We start from the raw sequence: 16,880 nt of genomic DNA on the forward strand, positions 1-16,880 counted from the left end.
CGATGGCGGCGGTTTCGCATCAGACGCGGAAAACGGCGCAGCGGCTGGGGTTGTTTCTCGCCTCGGCGGCGCTGCTCGGGCTGGTTATCGCCTTTGGCGTCGGGGTGGGCGAGCTTTCCATTCCGCTTAAGACCACCCTCCTTGCCATCACTAACCGGCTGGGGCTTACCGCTATCCCGCTGAACCGCATACATGAAACCGTTATCTGGGATTTCCGCTTAAGCCGCGCGCTGGTGGCGGCCTGCAGCGGCGCCGGGCTCGCCATCTGCGGCGCGGTGCTGCAAAGCCTTCTGAAAAACGCGCTGGCGGAGCCGTATGTGCTGGGGGTTTCCGCAGGCGCGTCCACCGGTGCGGTGTCAGTGGTGGTGCTGGGCGTGGGAGCCGGCGCGGTGTCGCTCTCAGCGGGCGCTTTCACCGGCGCGTTTCTCGCCTTCCTGTTTGTGGCCGTGCTGACCAACGGCGCGCGGGGCGGCAATGAGCGAACCATTCTGGCTGGCGTCGCCGCGTCGCAGCTTTTCAACGCCATTACCGCTTACACCATCAGCACCTCCGCCAGCGCGCAGCAGGCGCGTGACGTGATGTTCTGGCTGCTGGGCAGTTTCAGCGGCGTGCGCTGGCCGGAGTTTCAGCTGGTGCTGGTCGTGGTCCTGCTGGGGCTTGCGGTCTGCCTCTACTACGCCAAAGCGCTCGATGCGTTTATTTTTGGCGATGACGCCGCGGCGTCGCTCGGCATACCGGTGGGCTATGTGCGCCTGATGCTCTTCGCCGTAACCGCGCTGATGACCGCAACCATCGTCAGCATGGCGGGGTCGATAGGCTTTGTCGGGCTGGTGGTGCCGCACGTGATGCGCTACTTCTTCGGCCCGCTGCACCGCACGCTGCTGGTGGCGTGCGCCATGATGGGTGCCATTTTTATGGTGCTGGCGGACATTGTCTCGCGCACCGCTATCGCCCCGCAGAGCCTGCCCGTCGGGGTGGTTACCGCGCTGGTCGGCGTGCCGTTTTTCGCCGTGATTTTATACCGCTCAAGGACCGCAGCATGAGCATTCGCGCAGAAAATATCTCCTGGCGCGCCGGGAAAAAATGTATCGTCAACAACGTCTCGCTTGAGGTGAAAAACGGGCAGACGCTGGGTTTGCTGGGGCCGAACGGTTCGGGAAAATCGTCGCTGTTGCGCATCCTCGCCGGGTTGCGCCGCCCCTGCGCAGGAAGGGTGCTGCTTGATGAGCGCGATATCGCCGGCATGGCGAAGAAAAGCGTGGCGCGGCGGGTCGCCTTTGTTGAACAGCACACCATGACGGAGGCGAATATTCGCGTGCGCGACGTGGTAAAGCTTGGACGCATACCGCACCACTCGCCGCTCTCCTCCTGGACACAGGAGGACGAGGCGATTATCAGCGCCGCGCTTGAGCGGGTTGAGATGCGCGATCGCAGCGAGCAGGGCTGGCAGAGCCTGTCGGGCGGCGAGCGCCAGCGGGTGCATATCGCCCGGGCGCTCGCGCAGTCGCCTTCAGAGATCCTGCTGGACGAGCCGACCAACCATCTCGATATTCACCACCAGATGCAACTGATGCGGCTGATAAGCGCGCTGCCGGTCACCAGCATCGTGGCGCTGCACGATCTCAACCATGCCGCCATGTTCTGCGACGCGCTTATCGTCATGTTGAAAGGGGAGGTCGTCGCGAGCGGCACGCCCGACGAGGTGCTGACCGAAGCGATGCTGCGGGAGGTGTTTCATGTGGAGACCCGCATTGAAGTTTCGCCCTACCACGGCAAAAAGCATATTCACTTTCTTTAAGCAGCGGGCGTCCGACCGGTGACGGACGCCTTTTCGCAACGCGGGCGCTTAAAACGGCCGGACGATCGCCAGCACGATAATGACGATGACTGCAACGATAAGCAGCGCAGGCGTCTGGCTAAGCCAGGTAAAGCGCGAACGCTCGCCGCTGTTAAGACGGCGCAGCGCCCCGGTAAGCAGGCCGTGCAGCGCCGAGAGCGCCACCACCACGACAATCTTCAGCACCAGCCACGCGTGGGGAAACTGGCCGTACATCACCAGCATCACCACGCCCGCCACCCACAGCACAATCATCGACGGCGTAGTCACCTGCCTGCTCCAGCGGCGCACCCCTTCCAGCAGCGCGCCGTGGCCTTGCAGATTGCGCGCCGCCACCGTATAAGCGAAAGCCATTAGCAGCAGGCCGAAAACCCAGAGCATGCCGGCGATAATATGCAGGGCGTTCAGCCACGCGTGTAGGTTCATAATCACTCCTTAAAAATGACGACAGTTGCTTCACAAGGGACAATAAAAAGCGGTGCGAGGGGCGGTATGGCTTGACGACAGCGTTCGCCCATTCATTCTGTTTATAGTTTTAACACAGCGCGCGGCCTGACAGTGCGCTTCATTGCACAAGGAGATAACGTTGCTGATAAGAAAAACGACGCCGGAGGATGTGCCGCTGCTGCCTGCGGTGGAAAGCGCGGCAGATGAGGCGTTCCTGACGCTGCCGGAACTCGCCTGGGTTGCCCGGGACGGCGGCTGGTCTGAGGACGAGCACAGAAAGCGGATTAACGACGGCTATTCGATTGTGGCCGTGGATGAGCAAAACAGCCCCGTGGGTTTTTTCATCGCAGAACGGCGGGGAAGCGAAAGCCATATTCAGGGGCTGGCGGTGGCGCGCGCCATACAGGGCCGCGGTGTAGGGCGGGCGCTGTTAAACCGGGCCATCGCCGATGCGCAAAAAGAGGGGGTGACGGCGATGACGCTAACGACCTTCAGAAACGTCCCCTGGAACCAGCCTTTCTATGAGCGGGCCGGGTTTCGCGTGCTGGAAGAAAGCGAGCTTGATGCGCGCCTCAAAGCGGTGCTGCTGGCGGAAGCGGCGCATGGTTTCGCGTATGACACGCGCTGCGCGATGCGGCTCAGCCTCGCTCAGCGCCAGCCATAAAAAAGCCGGTTACCCCTACGCAGAGGGTAACCGGCAACAGGCTTTGCTCCGCGTACCGCCAGGCGGCGCGCGGGTGGGACAGAAAGCCAGCGCTGTGAAGACAGCGAAAATGATGAAGATCCGACGGGGACGTTTTCCCCGGGTTGTTACAGCGACTGCAGGAAGGCCAGCAGGTCTTCGTTCAGCCGATCCTGATGCGTCACGGCAAAGCCGTGCGGCGCGTTGTCATACACGGTAAGCTGCGCGCCGCGGATCATCTCCGCCGCCACTTTGCCGGTGCTTTCAAACGGCACGACCTGGTCATTGCTGCCGTGGATAACCAGCGTCGGCACGTCGACTTTCGCGATATCCTGGCGGAAATCGGTTTCCCCGAAAGCGCTAACGCAGTCAAGGGTACCCTTGAGCGAGGCCAACAGCGCAATGTTCAGCGTCTGGGTCAACACGCCCTGAGAGACCGTCTGCCCGGCGTTAAGGCCGTAGAACGGCGTGGAGAAGTCGCTAATAAACTGGGCGCGGTCTTTACGCAGCCCGTCGCGAATGCCTTCAAACACGCTTTGATCCACACCCTGCGGGTAGTCGGCGGCTTTGCCGAAAATCGGCGTCACTGCGCCCAGCAGCACCAGCGCGTTGACGCGGGCGCTGCCGTAGCGGCCAATGTAGCGCGTCACGTCGCCGCCGCCCATGGAGAAGCCCACCAGCGTCACGTCGTTCAGGTCGAGGTGATTAATAAGATCGTTGATGTCAGAGGCGAACGTATCGTAGTTATACCCTTCCCACGGCTGGTCGGAGCGGCCAAAGCCGCGGCGGTCAAAGGCGATAACGCGGTAGCCGCGCTCGGCCAGGAAATTCAGCTGGCTGTCCCACATATCCGCATCCAGCGGCCAGCCGTGGCTGAAGAGTACCGGTTTGCCTGAACCCCAGTCTTTGTAATAGATCTGAGTGCCATCCTGCGTCTTAATCGTGCTCATAACAAATCCTCAATGTGAGTAAAAGGCTTAAGGGTGTGATGTTGATGTAATGGGCGCTATCAGATAGCGAACTGCCGGCGGTTCCCCGCCCCGGTGATACGCCTGCACCTTGCCGATGAGCAGCAGGTCATTCACCGTATGGCGCTCCTGCTGGCGCAGATGCTCTATCCACGCGCCGAGCACGAACGTCTCCATAAACATGCCGGGGCGCTGAATATCTTCATACACAGACCAGCTCAGCGCGCCGCCGCGCTGGCGTACGCGGCGCATCTCCTGGATGGCGACCACGAAGTCATACACGTCGTCCTCATCAATTTGATACTCATAAATAACCATCACCGGACCCCGGTCGAGCGACACGTCCATCTCGCGGGCGCGGTTATCCACGTCGCGCAGGTCGAGGTTCAGGTCCGGGTTCTCATTGAGCCGCCAGCGCAGCGTCGTCGCGCTCGCCAGCACCATGCCCACCGTCGCCACGCAGAGCGAAAACGGAATGCTGAAGTGCGAAGCCAGTTGCCCCCAGATGGCGCTACCTACCGTCATCGAACCAAAAAAGACGGTGAGATAAACCGCCAGCGCGCGCGCTTTCACCCATTTCGCCGCGCTGCGCTGCGCGCCCATGTTGAGCGTGGAGAGCACCGCAATCCAGGCGAAGCCGGTCAGGAACATAAACCCGTTCAGCAGCCAGAAATGACGCACGAAGGCGAGCGCCAGCGTGCTTGCCGCGAACAGCAGGCTGGTCGCCACCATCAGCCGGTCCGGGTTGAGATGGCGGCGAAGGCGCGGCAGCACCACCGCGCCGCAAATCGCGCCCAGCCCGATAAACGCCAGCAGAACGCCGTAACCGCCCGGGCCGAGGCCCAGCTCGCGGCGCGCCACCAGCGGGAGCATCGCCCAACTGGCGCTGCCGAAGATAAAAAACGCCACGGTGCGCACCAGCACGTTGCGCAGCACAGGGGCGGCGTGAACGTAACGCAGCCCGGCGCGCACGGCGGGGAAGAAGTGCTCCGGCGGCAGCCGCTGAATGTTCGGCTCCGCTTTCCAGCGGTACAGCACCCACGCCACGCCCAGCACGGAGAGCGCATTCAGCGCGAACACCACCCACGGCCCGGCTAGAGAGAGGATAAACCCGCCCAGCGCCGGGCCGATGGCGCGGCTGATATTAATGCCAAGCGAGTTCAGGGCCACGGCGGGCGCCAGTTCGCTTTTCTCCACCAGATCCGGCACGATGGCCTGGAACGGCGGCGAGCTCATGGCGGCGCCTGCGCTGAGCAGGAACGCGGCCACCAGCAGCACGCCCGGCGTGACGTAGCCGGTAAACGACAGCAGGGTCAGCCCGGCGGCGGCGATAAACACCCAGAGCTGCGAAAAGAGCAAATACTTGCGCCGGTCGACGATATCCGCCATCACCCCGGAGGGGAGGGCGAACAGAAACATCGGCAGGCTGCTCGCCGCCTGGACCAGCGCCACGGAGAGCGGGTCGGCGCTGAGCGTCAGCATCGTCCAGTTCACCCCCACGTCGTTCATCCAGGAGCCGATGTTGGAGACCACCGTGGCAATCCACAGCATGCGAAAGACGCGGTTGCGCAGCGGCTGCCAGGAGGAGGCGGTCGCCGGGTGCGGTGCGGCGGCTTGCGCCGTCGCTGCGTGGATATCATTTACCTGCGCCATACGGCAGCTCCCGTGTCTGGGTGAGGCCGGGCCGCCAGCGGCCCGGGCCGGTTAACGCCAGCGTGGTGAAGATAATCAGCAGCAGCCAGCCGAACTGCCCTTCGGCGATGCTCCAGCCAGGATGCACCACCAGCATCGCCACCAGCAGCACGCCGATGACAGGCAGGCAGGCGAGCCGCGCGCCGACGCCGAGAATGATAAAGACCGGGCAGATGACCTCCGCGAAAATCGCGGGCAGCAGGCTCGCCCACGGTCCCAGGCCGAACGGATCTTCAATTCGGGTTAGCTCTTCGCCAAAATGCATCACCTTCGGCAGACCATGCACGTAAAGCAAAAGCAGGCTGCCGGTGAGGCGCAGGAAGAACAGCCCCGCATCAACGCGGGGCGGCACAGCCGATGAACTTTTCATAGGCGTCAGAAGGCAAAGCAGCTGCAGCCGAGCGCGCCCCAGAAGGCGTTATCGTCTGAAACCGGAACGGAGGAGCGGCGCGCCACGTCATGCTGGTGGCTGTGTACGCCGCACGGACCGCTGCAATGGTGCGCGGCGGGCATCATTCCCACGCGGCTTTGCTGCACCGGCGCGCTGCGGTAGTGGCCCGGCACGTTGACCACTGGCGACCATTCCGGCAGTACCGGCAGGGAAGGGGGCGCCTCCGCGCTGAAAGGGCCGGCGGCGTAAACCACGTCGCCGCCCACCACCGTCAGCACCGATTCGATGCCCTTGATCTCCTCTTCCGGCACGCGGAAATAGTCTTTGCTCAGCACGGCGAGATCCGCGAGCTGGCCGGTTTTAATCTGCCCCTTTTTGCCCTGCTCGCTGGAGAACCAGGCGCTGCCCTGCGTCCAGAGCATCAGCGCGGTGTCGCGGTCGAGGCGCGCGTTGACGTCATACATCTGCATGCCGCCGACGGTGCGCCCGGAAACCAGCCAGTAGAGCGCGGTCCACGGGTTGTAGCTGGCGACGCGGGTGGCGTCGGTGCCAAGGCCCACCGGCACGCCGGTTTCCAGCATTTTCGCCACCGGCGGCGTGTGGCGCACCGCCTCCATGCCGTAACGCTCGGCGAAGTACTCGCCCTGGAACGCCATGCGGTGTTGCACGGCGATGCCGCCGCCCAGCGCTTTAATGCGGTCGATGTTGGCCTGGGTTACCGTTTCGGCATGGTCGAAGAACCAGTGCAGGCCGTTGAACGGAATGTCGCGGTTCACTTTCTCGAAGACATCCAGCATGCGGCTTATCGATTCGTTATAGGTGGCGTGCAGGCGGAATGGCCAGCGGTGCTCGACCAGATGGCGCACCACGCGCTCCAGTTCATCCTCCATGCCCGGCGCGAGATCAGGGCGCGGCTCGAGAAAATCTTCAAAGTCGGCGGCGGAGAAGACCAGCATCTCCCCCGCGCCGTTGTGGCGGAAGAAATCGCTGCCCTGGCCCGGCGTCAGCATGTCGGTCCATTTTTCGAAATCTTCCAGTTCGTGGCCGGGGCGCTGGGTGAAGAGGTTATAAGCGATGCGCACGGTCATCTGCTTTTTGGCATGCAACTCGCTGATGACCTCGTAATCATCGGGGTAGTTCTGGAAACCGCCGCCCGCGTCGATGGCGCTGGTCAGCCCCAGGCGGTTTAGCTCGCGCATAAACTGGCGGGTGGAGTTGACCTGCTGCTCCAGCGGCAGCTTCGGCCCTTTAGCCAGTGTGGCGTAGAGGATCATGGCGTTCGGACGGGCTATCAGCATGCCGGTGGGGTTGCCGTTGCTGTCGCGCTGGATCTCGCCGCCCGGCGGGTTAGGCGTATCTTTGGTGTAGCCCACCACTTTCAGCGCCGCACGGTTAAGCAGGGCGCGGTCGTAGAGGTGAAGAATAAATACCGGCGTGTCGGGCGCCGCGTCGTTAATTTCATCCAGCGTCGGCATGCGGCGCTCGGCGAACTGAAACTCCGACCAGCCGCCCACCACCCGCACCCACTGCGGCGAAGGCGTGCGCAGCGCCTGCGCTTTTAGCATCCGCAGCGCGTCGGCAAGTGAAGGCACTCCTTCCCAGCGCAGCTCCAGGTTGTAGTTCAGCCCGCCGCGAATCAGGTGCAGGTGCGAGTCGTTAAGGCCGGGAATGGCGGTGCTGCCTTTGAGGTCGATAATTTTCGTGCCTTCGGCCTGGTGTTGCATCACGTCCGCTTCGCTGCCGACTTCCAGAAACTTGCCGTCGCGGATGGCGACCGCCTCGGCGAGCGGGTTCTCCCTGTCCACGGTGTGAAATTTGCCGTTGAGTAAAATCAGCTCTGCTTTACCGAGCGAAACCATAATTCCTCCTGTCTGTGACGTCCAAAAGGCGGCGCGCCGCCGGACGGTAAGATGGTGTGCCCTGGCGCAGCAGAGCATCGAAGCTGGCGGGATTATGTTCAGCAGGAGAAAACGGCGTCTAGTTATACGAAGGTATAGGTATACGAACGTATAGTTATACACAGAGATAATAGTTCTGCCGGAAAAGGACTTTTACTATCCGTCCCGACAGCGACGTTCGGGCCGGACCGGCGAAAGCGTTACGCCAGATGAGCGATACCCCGGTCACTGTCAGTTTCCTTCCGCTTTCTCTTTCGCGGTTTACTTGCTACTTAACGACTATGGGTATTCTCATGACCAACACTAAGCTTGAAGTACTGACTCCTCAGAATTGCCAGATGATTTTCATCGACCAGCAGCCGCAGATGGCCTTTGGCGTGCAGTCTATCGACCGTCAGGTGCTGAAAAACAACGTCGTTGGCCTGGCGAAAGCGGCTAAAGTCTTCAACATTCCCACCACCATCACCACCGTGGAAACCGAAAGCTTCTCCGGCAACACCTTCCCGGAACTGCTGGATGTCTTCCCGGAACACGACATTCTTGAGCGCACCTCCATGAACTCCTGGGACGACCAGAAAGTGCGCGACGCGCTGGCGAAAAACGGCCAGAAAAAAGTGGTGGTGTCCGGCCTGTGGACTGAGGTGTGCAACAACACCTTCGCCCTGTGCGCCATGCTCGAGGGCGGCTATGAGATTTACATGGTGGCGGATGCGTCCGGCGGCACCTCCAAAGAGGCGCACGACTACGCCATGCAGCGCATGATCCAGGCGGGCGTTATTCCGGTCACCTGGCAGCAGGTGCTGCTGGAGTGGCAGCGCGACTGGGCGCATAAAGAGACCTACAACGCGGTGATGGACATCGTGAAAGAGCACTCCGGCGCCTACGGCATGGGCGTGGATTACGCCTACACCATGGTGCACAAAGCGCCAGCCCGCGCCAAAGGCTCTCACCACACCCTGGCACCGGTTCCGGCCAACAAATAAGACGAAAGGGCTGGCCGCGCGCCAGCCTTTCCCCTTTTATGGAGAACCCCATGAGCACAGGGCTTATCTCTCTTGGCGCGGGCGTGTTGATCGGCCTCGTCTATGCGTTGTTAAAAGTCCGCTCTCCCGCGCCCCCCGCCATCGCGCTGGTGGGGTTGCTGGGGATGCTGGTTGGCGAGCAGATCACTTCCGCGCTCGTCTCGCATAACGAGCCGCGCGCCTCGCAGGCCGCGCCTTCTCAGACGGCGAACCCCGCGTCGGGCTATACACGGACAGGCTGACTATGTTGAAATCCTATCTTGTTTCCCTGGTGACCGGTCTTCTGGCGGGTGTCATCTACGGCGCAATGCAGGTTCATTCGCCCGCACCTCCGGTCATCGCGCTGTTGGGGCTGTTCGGCATGCTGGTGGGTGAACAGCTTATTCCGGTAGGCCGACGGCTGCTTAACCGTCAACCGGTTACACTGGCATGGTTTCGTCATGAATGCGTGCCCAAAATCAGCGGCACTCCGCCTGCGCAAGACAAAAAAGCACCCTGAAGGAGCGCCGCTCACCGTCGCGTGAGCCCAGACCGAGGACAACAGCATGACGCTGTCAGCACGCATTGTCATTGTTGACGATGAACGCTCCGTTCGCAGCGGACTTAGCAATCTTCTGCTGTCGGAGGGTTACGATACCTGCGCCTTCGAGTCCGCGGAGGCGTTTCTCAATGACGAGGCGGCGCTGGCTGAGGCTTCCCTGCTCATTCTCGATGTTAAACTGCGCGGCATGAGCGGCCTTGAGCTTTACCAAAACCTCATCCTGCAACCGGCCACGCCGCCGGTGATATTTATCTCCGGCCACGGCGATGAAAATATGCAGCGCTACGCCCTCGGCTGCGGCGCCGTCGCGTTTTTACACAAACCCATCAATATTGATACGCTGCTGGAATACATTCGCCGGGAACTCGCTGCGTGAGGATTGCTATGAGTGAAAAACTGTCCGCCGCCGGAAGCGTGATGGAGGGTGAGGTATTCACCCTCACTGACGATACCCTGTTCACGCCGCTGGCGCAGGAAGGCGGCATCGCCTGGACGCTGTGCCAGCCGCTGCACGCCGCGGACAGCTTTATTCTCGCCAGCGCCGCCGCAGCCAGCGAAGAGGCGGTTTACCAGACGACCCAACTGCTGAAAAACGAATTCGCGCTGCGCATTCAGCTTTCCGGCGCCTGGGCGGTGAAGCCCATCAGCTCCACCAGCCACCACGGACGTTATGCGCTGGTTTACGCGCCGTTTCCTTTTCGCACGCTGGCGCAGTCGACTCACTTAAAAATGGGCGGCATCGCCGATTTTCTCTCGCTCGCCATTCGTCTGTGCGCGCCGCTGCGCCAGATGCACGCGCAGGGGCTTATTCATAGCGATATCAAGCCCGGCAACTTTTTTCTCGACCCGGGCGGCAGCTACCGGCTGGCGGGGTTTGGGCTTGCCAGCGGGACGGCGGATATCGCCACGCAAACGCGCCTTATCGTGTCGGGCGGCACGCTGGCTTATATGTCGCCGGAGCACACCGCCCGCACCCGGGACGCGGTGGACAGCCGAAGCGATCTCTACAGCCTTGGCATCGTGCTCTACGAACTGCTGACCGGCGCGCTGCCCTTTGCCCTCAGCGAAGGCGGACAGGCGGAGTGGGCGCATCACCATATCGCCTCCGCGCCCCGTCCGTTGCAGGAGGTGCGTCCTGCCGTGCCGGCGATGCTTTGCGCCATTATCTTACGCCTGCTTGAGAAGTCGCCGGAGCGGCGCTACCAGACGGTGGAAGGGCTGATTGCCGATCTGCGCCGCTGCCAGGCGCACCTTGCAGAAAACGGCGAGATTGCGGTGTTTACGCCGGGCCTGCAGGATGTGGTGCCTGCGCCGCTGCGGCCCGATAACCTGTTTCTGGCGCACCCGCAGGATAACGAACTGACGGCGGCGTTTGAGCGGGTCGCCGCCAGCGGGACGCTGACGCTCGCCGCGGTCAGCGGGCCGCTTGGCATCGGCAAATCCTCGCTTATCGCCTCTGCGCTGCGAAAGCTTAGCCACCAGCCCGCGCTGCTTGCGGTCAGCAAAGCGGATCAATACTCCGCGGTGCTGCCTTATTCGGTGATAGCCGGCGCGTTTCGTTCGCTGGCGCTGCATCTGTTAGGGCTTGATGCGCAGGAGGTGGCGCTCTGGAAGCGCCGTCTGGCGCACGCGCTCGGCAGCTACGCCGGGCTTGCGGTGAACCTGGTGCCGGAGCTGGGGCTGCTGCTTGAAAGTAAAACCTTTATGCCCGCCGACGTCCGCGCGGCGGATGCCCGCGCCCGCTGCAATCAGATGGCGGCGCGGCTGGTAGCGGCGCTCTCGAGCCGCGAATGCCCGCTGATTTTAGTGATTGAAGATTTGCAGTGGATTGACCCGGCGAGCCTGCATCTGCTGGAGTCGCTGGTGAGCAACAGCGAATCGCTGCCGCTGCTGATCGTGGTTTCGCATTGCGAGCCGGAGGCGTTCCCCACGGGCAACGCCGCGCATTATCTGGAAAAATTACGCGCCGGCGCGCGCCTGCTGGTGGATATCCGCCCCGCGCCGCTTAGCGTAAAGGCGATATCGCGCTGGCTTGCCGAGCTGTTCCAGGCCCGCGTTTCGGGCCTTGGCGAGCTGGCGGCGCTGATTCATGAAAAGACCGACGGCAATCCGCTCTTCACCCACGAATTTTTTCAGCGCATCGTCAAAGACGGGCTTATCAGCTACAACAAGCTGCACGGCAAGTGGCACTACGATTTGCCCGCCATCAAGGCGCGCAACTATACGGAAAATGTGGCGAGCCTGGTGTTGCAGCAGCTTGAGGAGATGCCGCTGACCGCACGCCGTTTGCTGGGCTGCCTCGCCTGCGTCGGCGGAACCGGCAAGCTGGCGCTGCTAAGCCAGATGCAAGGCCTTGCGCCGGAATGCCTTCAGGAGCAGTTGCAGCCCGCCGTCGTCGCGCGCCTGATTCGTTTTTCCGGCGATGAATACGCCTTTACCCACGACCGGGTGCACAAAGCGGCCCAGGCGCTGCTTGAGCCTGACGAAATCGAACGGCTTAATTTCGCCGCCGCCGGCCTTTTTACCGAGGCGCTGAACCAGAACGAAAGCAACGAGCAGCTCTTCCTGGCCGTACACCATATTACCCGCGCGCTACGGCATATCCGCTTTTCGCCAGAGCGCGACCGCTACCGGGCGGTTTGCCAGCTGGCCGCCCGACGGGCGCGCAGCACAGGCGATTACGCCTCTGCGGTGCGCTATCTGCACACGGCGAAAAGCCTGTATGACGATGCGTTAGTGAAAGCGCCGGACGAGGCGTTTCTGCTTGGCTTTGAAGAGGCGGAGTGTGAATTCCTGCAGGGCAACCTCTCTGCCGCGCTCACGCTCTGCAATCAGCTGATGATCACGCCCGGCAGTCCGCAACAGAAAGCGGTGGCCGCCTGCATGATGGCGGAAATCCATATGCGGCAGTCCGATATGCCGCTGGCGCTTGAAACGGCGCTGGCGTGGCTTGCCGCCTTCGGCGTTCATCTGAACCGTCACCCCGACGACGGCGACTGCGAGACGGCATGGCGGGAGATAGAGGCGCGGGCGGGTGAAAATCCGTTTAAAACGTTCAACGAGCTGGCGCGTTGTGGCGACTGCGAAGCCGAGGCGATCATGAGCCTGCTGCTCAGCGCCAGCATGTTCGCGGCCTTCGCCTCGCCACGGCTGCATTTTCTGCTGCTGTGTAAAATCATGCACATGACGCTCGACAGCGGCCTGTGCGGCGCTTCTACCTCCGCGCTCGCCTGGTACGGCGTGCTTATCGGCCGCCGCTATGATGAGTATAACAGCGGCTTTCGCTACGCCCTGCTGGGGCGTGACCTGGTGATGGAGCACCACTTCAACCCTTTTAAAAGCAGAACGCTGCTGGCGGTGGATCTGGCGAGCGCCTGGAAGCAGCCGCTGAGCTTTGCGGTGGAGAGCGCGAAAACGTGTTTCGCCACGGCGGTGGAGCAGGGCGACCTGACCGTCGCCTGTTTTATCATCCGCCATCAGACCATGAATTTCCTCACGCGCGGCGAGCATCTCGACAGCGTGATGACCACCATCGAACGCGGGCTGACCTTTATTCGCAAGCTGCGCTTCCCGGATGTGGAGATCATGCTGCAGCTTCAGCGTCTCTATGTGACGCAGCTGCGCAGCGGCGCTACCGACGGCTTTACCGGTACGGATCTTTTTCCGGATTCGCTGCTGATAAGAGAGGGCGAAAAAGGGCGTCAGCCGATGCCGCTGACGCAGTTCTGGTTCTGGCTCTTCCGGGGGATGGCGCACTTTATGGCGGGCGAGCTTAGCGATGCTCGCCGCTGCCTGGCGCGAGCCGAACCCTTCGCCAGCGCGGTGCCGGGCTATATTCACCTGCTCGATTACCATTTCTACAGCGCGCTTTCGCTGACCCTCTCCCTGGCGCCGGGGCGCGTGACCGCAGCGGAGCTGGCGAAAATCACGGCGCATTATGAGAAAATCGCCCTGTGGGCGCGCCATAATCCAGCGACTTTTGCCGATAAAGAGGCGTTGATTAGCGCGGAGCTGGCGCGCCTGTCGCAGAAGAACGACGTGGCCGCCGCGCACTATGAGAAAGCCATCCAGCTCTCCGGCGGCGCGGAGTTTCACCACATCAACGGGCTCGCCTGCGAGATGGCCGGGCGTTTTGCCAGGACCTGCGGTTACCACATCGCTTCGGAAGCCTACTTTCGCAGCGCGTTCAGCGCCTGGCGCCGCTGGGGCGCGACGGCCAAACTGCGCCAGCTTGAGCGGCGCTATCCGCATCTCGCCCCCGGCGGGCAGAGCACCCCTTACGACACCATCGCCTTCGCCCAGAACGAGGTGATACACGATCTCGAAAGCGCGCTGCGGGCTATCCGCGCCATGACCGAAGAGATCAACCTCGACCGGCTGATCCACACGCTGATGACCATGCTGCTTGAGCGCGCCGGGGCGCAGCGTGGGCTGCTGATTCGCATTCCCGATAGCAACATTGCCGAAATCCAGGCCTGCGCGGAGACCTCCTCAGACGGCGTAAAGGTGCGCATTGTTAAAGAGGCGCCCACCGCCAGCGATCTGCCGCTCTCGATTCTTGCCGCGGTGATGCGCACCGGTAAGGAGATCCGCACCAGCAAGCCGGAGATCTTCAGCCCCTTTGGCCAGGATCCGTACCTGGTGACCTCCGGCGCGGCGGTGATGTGCGTGCCGATGTTTAAGCAGGCGCGAATGGTGGGCGTGCTCTACCTGGAAAACCGGGTGATGCCGGAGATGTTTACCGCCGAGCATTCGCGCATCGTCGGCATGCTCGCGGCCCAGGCGGCGGTGTCGCTGGAAACGGCGCGCCTGTACGCCGAGCTGCTGGAAGAGAACATCCAGCGCCGCAGGGTGGAAAAAGAGCTGCGCGCCAGCCAGACCTCGCTGATGCTGGGCGAGCGCATCAGCCACACCGGCACCTGGCGCTGGGATCTTGAGCAGGACCTGATGTTCGTCTCTGACGAATACGCCCGCATTCTCGGGCTGCCGGGGCGGCAGCGCACGCTCTCCATGGCGGATTTCCTGACGCTGGTGCATCCGGAAGATTATCCGCGCATCAGCAAGCTTGTGACCGACAGCGTCAGCAACGGCGTGCCGATGCGGGCGGAGTTTCGCGTTTTTCGCCCCGACGGCGACTGCCGCTACATTCTCGGCGTCGGCAACCCGGTGGGCGATGAAGCGAGCGTGGCGGAATATTTCGGCGTTATCACCGACATTACGGCGCGCCGCCAGTCGGAGGACGCCGTGCGCGTGGCGCAGGCGGATCTTGCCCGCGTTTCCCGCGCCACCACCGTCGGCCAGCTTACCGCCTCTATCGCCCATGAGATTAATCAGCCGCTGATGTCCATCGTCGCCAATGCGGGCGCCAGCCTGCGCTGGCTCAGCCGCGAACCGGCGATGCTGGATAACGCGCGCGCAAGCCTTGAGGAGATAATCAGCGAAGGGGAGCGCGCCGGGAACATTATTCGCGGCCTGCAGGCGCTGACGCGCAACCAGACGACAAGCTATTCGCGGGTCAACCTGCACCATATCGTCTACCACATCATGACCCTTTCGCGCAGCGAACTGGAGCGGCGGCAAATTCTGCTGGAGTACGAGCTCAGGGCTGCGCAGGCGTTTATCTACGGCGACAGCGTGCAGATCCAGCAGGTGCTGCTAAACCTGATTGTGAACGCCATTGACGCGATGACGGAGATCCACAGCCGGGGGCGCATTCTGACGATCCGCTCGGAGAACCCGCAGCCGGGCAAGATCCAGCTGGATATCGCCGATACGGGGTGCGGGCTGAGCGCGGAGGTGAAAGCGCGGCTTTTTGACTCGTTCTACACCACTAAAGCGCACGGCATGGGGATGGGGCTTAGCATTAGCCACGACATTATTGAAAAGCACAGAGGGAAGCTCACGGCGCACTCGCGCGAGCCTTACGGCAGCGTCTTTACCTTTATTCTGCCGACCGACAGCGACGATGAGTAAAAGGCCCGACGGTCGGGCCTTGTTATTACGGGCGGGACGCCGCCAGCAGATGGCGCAGCTCGCCGTGCGCCATCGCCACCTGGGGCGAAGCCTGCAGGGCATCGAGGTATTTCTGATGAAACTCGCTGCCGTTCTCCGGCCCCAGCGCCAGCAGGCCGCCCACGGTTTTACGCACGGTTTCCAGCGCCGCGGCGTCCACCGGCTCCTCTTTGTTATCCAGCCGCTCGTCAATCTCCACCAGGATTTCCGAAATTTGTCGCAGCCAGGCGAATTGCGGGTGGCTGGTGAGCAGTTGCAAATGTTCAAAGGCGCTGCCCGGGTCGCCAAAGCGCACGGTTTCAAAATCCACCAGCGCTTTATGCAATTTTCTGAGGGTTGAGGAGAGGGCTTTAAGCTGCGCGCGCGGCTCGGCGATAGGGTCGGTGGTCATGGGGTCTCCTGGAAGTGTCAACGTTTGCGACCGCCGCAGCGAGGCTGCGGCAAACGGTTTAACGGCTTTGTGTTTTCGCGATATTCAGACGCTCCGCCGCGCGGACCAGATCCGTCAGCGAGCGAACCTGCATCTTCTCCATCACGCGTTTTTTATGCACTTTCGCGGTAATTTCGCTCACGCCGAGCGCGGTGGCGATTTGCTTATTGAGCAAGCCGCCGATAGCAAGCTGGAAAACTTCCTGCTCACGCGGCGTCAGGGAGGCGTAATGCGCTTTTAGCGTCTGTAATTCCCGCGTTTCGCCCATTCTGGTTTCGGAAAGTTTCAGCGCGTCCGCCACCGCTTTTAACAGCAGATTCGGCACCGCAGGTTTGGTCATAAACTCATACGCGCCTGCTTTCATCGCTTTTACAGTAAGCGGGATGGTGCCGTAGCCGGTAAGAAAGATCGTCGGGATCAAATAGCCGAGACTTGCGAGCGCTTCGGTAACGGAAAACCCGTCGGCTTCCGGCATGTTCATATCCAGGATCAGACAGGCGGGATCGGGGCTGAAACCGTGCGCCAGAAAAGCGTCGGCAGAAGGAAAATCGGCCACCCGATACGCTTCCGCTGACAGCAGGCGGACCAGCGATTGCCTTACCGAAGTATCATCGTCTACAACGTAAACAATAGGATCCATAAGTCGTTCCTGGCTGGCATCAGGATATATGCAGGGTCTGGCACCGGTCAGTGGTGAGCCAATTGACCTTTCCTTCCTTAGATTACAGCCACATACATCCAGTTTTTACCAATATATAACCGGATATTAACACAATAATTCTCATTATCACCTTTAAAATAAGGTGAAAGCGTAAAGTTAACTAATCAATTGCGAAAAAAGTGGTAAGGCGGATAAGCACAGACGTGTTCTGAACAAACGCCCGTCTGTTAAACAGGCGGTTAGCTCACCTGCATCGCTAAAACACCCTGTTTTACAGCCCTCGCACCTTGCGGAACGCG

15 protein-coding genes are annotated in these 16,880 nt (G+C 61.7%); 8 read left to right on the top strand and 7 right to left on the bottom strand.

The annotated features are described in order from the left end of the window. The first annotated feature begins 2 nt into the window (after window positions 1-2). Window positions 3-1,043, top strand: coding sequence for a FecCD family ABC transporter permease (locus IEX01_RS00325; protein WP_373289674.1), 1,041 nt, complete (start codon window positions 3-5; stop codon window positions 1,041-1,043). After that, the gene (gene eitC, locus IEX01_RS00330; RefSeq protein ID WP_024557733.1) at window positions 1,040-1,798 is read left to right on the top strand and encodes a siderophore ABC transporter ATP-binding protein EitC; all 759 of its coding nucleotides are present in this window, start codon (window positions 1,040-1,042) and stop codon (window positions 1,796-1,798) included. Before IEX01_RS00325 ends, eitC begins: the two co-directional genes overlap by 4 nt. 48 nt (window positions 1,799-1,846) lie before the next feature. On the opposite strand, the gene IEX01_RS00335 is transcribed toward eitC, so the two are convergent. Further along, window positions 1,847-2,263 carry a CopD family protein gene (locus IEX01_RS00335; RefSeq protein WP_024557734.1) on the bottom strand — a complete coding sequence of 139 codons (417 nt, stop codon included), beginning with the start codon at window positions 2,261-2,263 and terminating at the stop codon, window positions 1,847-1,849. A 160-nt stretch (window positions 2,264-2,423) separates the two neighbouring features. On the opposite strand from IEX01_RS00335, the gene IEX01_RS00340 reads away from it, so the two are divergent. Beyond that, a complete protein-coding gene (locus IEX01_RS00340; protein WP_229701793.1) occupies window positions 2,424-2,948 on the top strand; it encodes a GNAT family N-acetyltransferase in 525 nt (174 codons plus the stop codon). Between the two features lie 146 nt (window positions 2,949-3,094). Here IEX01_RS00340 and IEX01_RS00345 read toward each other — a convergent pair whose 3' ends face one another. Genes IEX01_RS00345 through IEX01_RS00360 form a run of 4 tightly spaced genes read right to left on the bottom strand, consistent with a single transcriptional unit; the run spans window position 3,095 to window position 7,876 of the window. Further along, window positions 3,095-3,916: an alpha/beta fold hydrolase gene (locus tag IEX01_RS00345; RefSeq protein ID WP_024557736.1), complete on the bottom strand. Its 822-nt coding sequence runs from the start codon at window positions 3,914-3,916 to the stop codon at window positions 3,095-3,097. Window positions 3,917-3,943: 27 nt separating this feature from the next. Continuing rightward, on the bottom strand, window positions 3,944-5,587 hold the full coding sequence (locus tag IEX01_RS00350) for an MFS transporter (RefSeq protein ID WP_188723068.1): 1,644 nt from the start codon (window positions 5,585-5,587) through the stop codon (window positions 3,944-3,946). Then, a complete protein-coding gene (locus IEX01_RS00355) occupies window positions 5,571-5,996 on the bottom strand; it encodes a DoxX family protein (RefSeq protein ID WP_024557738.1) in 426 nt (141 codons plus the stop codon). The genes IEX01_RS00350 and IEX01_RS00355 overlap by 17 nt, the downstream gene beginning before the upstream one ends. A gap of 5 nt (window positions 5,997-6,001) precedes the next feature. Further along, entirely contained in the window at window positions 6,002-7,876 is a 1,875-nt protein-coding gene (locus IEX01_RS00360) for an amidohydrolase (protein WP_024559855.1), read from the bottom strand. 332 nt (window positions 7,877-8,208) lie between these two features. Between IEX01_RS00360 and IEX01_RS00365 the strand changes: the two genes are divergently transcribed. The 5 genes from IEX01_RS00365 to IEX01_RS00385 are packed head-to-tail and all read left to right on the top strand — an operon-like array spanning window position 8,209 to window position 15,451. Next, window positions 8,209-8,898 (top strand): hydrolase, encoded by a 690-nt coding sequence (locus IEX01_RS00365; RefSeq protein ID WP_024557740.1) that lies wholly within the window; start codon window positions 8,209-8,211, stop codon window positions 8,896-8,898. Window positions 8,899-8,948: 50 nt separating this feature from the next. Further along, window positions 8,949-9,179, top strand: coding sequence for a DUF1427 family protein (locus IEX01_RS00370; RefSeq protein ID WP_024557741.1), 231 nt, complete (start codon window positions 8,949-8,951; stop codon window positions 9,177-9,179). Between the two features lie 2 nt (window positions 9,180-9,181). Then, window positions 9,182-9,436, top strand: a complete 255-nt coding sequence (locus tag IEX01_RS00375) for a XapX domain-containing protein (protein ID WP_024557742.1) — start codon at window positions 9,182-9,184, stop codon at window positions 9,434-9,436. Window positions 9,437-9,482: 46 nt separating this feature from the next. After that, window positions 9,483-9,854 (top strand): response regulator, encoded by a 372-nt coding sequence (locus IEX01_RS00380; protein WP_024557743.1) that lies wholly within the window; start codon window positions 9,483-9,485, stop codon window positions 9,852-9,854. Window positions 9,855-9,862: 8 nt separating this feature from the next. After that, window positions 9,863-15,451 carry an ATP-binding sensor histidine kinase gene (locus tag IEX01_RS00385; RefSeq protein WP_188723069.1) on the top strand — a complete coding sequence of 1,863 codons (5,589 nt, stop codon included), beginning with the start codon at window positions 9,863-9,865 and terminating at the stop codon, window positions 15,449-15,451. 25 nt (window positions 15,452-15,476) lie between these two features. On the opposite strand, the gene IEX01_RS00390 is transcribed toward IEX01_RS00385, so the two are convergent. Further along, entirely contained in the window at window positions 15,477-15,881 is a 405-nt protein-coding gene (locus IEX01_RS00390) for a hypothetical protein (RefSeq protein ID WP_024557745.1), read from the bottom strand. A 58-nt stretch (window positions 15,882-15,939) separates the two neighbouring features. Next, window positions 15,940-16,560 (bottom strand): response regulator transcription factor, encoded by a 621-nt coding sequence (locus IEX01_RS00395; protein ID WP_024557746.1) that lies wholly within the window; start codon window positions 16,558-16,560, stop codon window positions 15,940-15,942. Window positions 16,561-16,880: the final 320 nt, after the last annotated feature.

Source organism: Franconibacter daqui, from assembly GCF_014644275.1.
Classification (GTDB): domain Bacteria; phylum Pseudomonadota; class Gammaproteobacteria; order Enterobacterales; family Enterobacteriaceae; genus Franconibacter; species Franconibacter pulveris.